Origin of the sequence: Cellulomonas sp. GbtcB1 (assembly GCF_019091725.1) — a bacterium.
Taxonomy (GTDB): Bacteria; Actinomycetota; Actinomycetes; order Actinomycetales; family Cellulomonadaceae; genus Cellulomonas.
On the sequence record NZ_JAGXJG010000433.1, the window covers coordinates 1 to 244 of the forward strand.

Here is a 244-nt window from a genome sequence, read left to right on the forward strand (position 1 = left end):
CCAGGACATCGCGACGCCCTCCCGGCACGACGCCCGGGCGCGCACCGGCATGGTGCTCCAGGACCCGTGGCTGTCCGCGGGCACGATCCGGGAGAACATCCGGTACGGCCGGCAGTCGGCGACCGACGAGGAGATCCACGCGGCCGCGCAGGCCACCTACGTCGACCGGTTCGTGCACACGCTGCCGCACGGGTACGACACCGTGCTGGAGGAGGACGCGGCCAACCTGTCGGCGGGGGAGAAG

1 pseudogene is annotated in these 244 nt (G+C 73.0%); it reads left to right on the forward strand.

Annotated elements, in window-relative coordinates:
- Positions 1 to 244 (forward strand): annotated as a pseudogene (locus tag KVT14_RS20950) (ABC transporter ATP-binding protein); the annotation flags it as partial.